The sequence below is a fragment of the Oleiphilus sp. HI0067 genome (genome assembly GCF_001635735.1).
In genome coordinates, this window is the sequence record NZ_LWFI01001226.1 from 1 (window position 1) to 1,298 (window position 1,298).

The 1,298-nt window shown below is 45.5% G+C and carries 2 protein-coding genes; one reads left to right on the plus strand and one right to left on the minus strand.

What is annotated here, in order from left to right:
- Positions 1-506: PEP-CTERM sorting domain-containing protein (locus tag A3739_RS18560; protein ID WP_068502384.1), on the plus strand; the 506-nt coding region annotated here is incomplete at its 5' end.
- 357 nt (positions 507-863) lie between these two features.
- Here A3739_RS18560 and A3739_RS30105 read toward each other — a convergent pair.
- The coding region (locus A3739_RS30105; RefSeq protein ID WP_197472430.1) for a PEP-CTERM sorting domain-containing protein at positions 864-1,298 on the minus strand (435 nt) is incomplete at its 5' end.

Genomic DNA, 1,298 nt, shown 5'->3' on the forward strand with positions numbered 1-1,298 from the left:
CAACGAATAACGATTTTTTAGATGATGAAATTGCAGCAGGTAGCCAGTACGGTATTGGCGGTATTCTTGAATTGAACGGCATGGCTGATCTGACCTTTACATACTTAGGTTTTGAAGCAGGCTATGACAACGATTTCGAAGCATACAATAATACGTTCTCAAACCGTGGCGGAAACGCATCAACAGTTGGTGATAGCTTTTCGGCTACAGCGGATGAGTTGGTATTCAGCTTTTACGCGAACAATGTAAACAGCGGTGTTGAAAACCCAAACAACCCAGTTGTTGGTAATCAATATCAGTCTTTCGCTGTAATGCTTGATTCAATGTGGGATGGCGTTATGTATGACGCAATTCTATTGTTTGACGATTCAGGTGCAGGTCCAGACGATAACCATGACGACTTGGTTGTTGGTTTGAATGCCGTTGCGGTTTCTGAGCCGGCAACACTGGCTTTGATGGGCCTAGGTCTATTAGGTCTTGGTGCAGCGCGCCGCCGTCAAGCTTAATCGTTTGATGAATTCAAAACCCGCTTCTTGAAGCGGGTTTTTTTATGCCTGAGTGATAGTGTTTATGAAGTATCGGGGCAGAGAGTAAAATGTAGAGGGCAGAGCGTTGCTTTACTTAGAGTACGCTGGCATCGTCCTGTATCAGCTAATATTTTGCAGGAATCCGTTTGGATAGTTGGCGGGGCTCGCATAATCTTCATAGGGGATGGTGTAAAAGGTGTTAAGCGTAGGTGGCTGGAGGCACTTCGCTGTATGGGGCGCGCTAAAAGGCTTTCTTTGATTGATGCGCGTATTTAAGGGGTAGTTAGACATAAAAAAAAGCGCCCGAAGGCGCTTTGATAAGAAGTTAAAAACTACTTATTTTTGTCTGCGTCGTGCTGCACCTAAACCTGCAAGGCCAAGGCCAAGAAGTGCTAATGTCGCTGGTTCAGAGACGGCAGTAGGAGTCACTTTCACGTCATCAAGGAAGTTACCAACTGTGCCGACTTCTGGTGTGATAGATGTGAAACGAATGTACGTTTGCTCGCTTAACGCTTCGAACGTTGCTGTGAAGTAGCTCCACGCTGAAGTAGTGTGGTCTTCGATTGTTTCAGAAATAATAGTCTCTTGGAAGTCCTCATCACTTTCATCTACCGCGTAGATGTCGAATTGGAAAGTTTCGTTTTCGCTTGAACGTGCACGGTAAGCGAAAGAGACGTTGTATTCGAAGCCAGCTGTTGTGTCGAACACTTGGTAGATTGAGAATTCAGTTCCGGTGTTTGGATGTGCGTTAAGCTCACCATGCTGTGTACC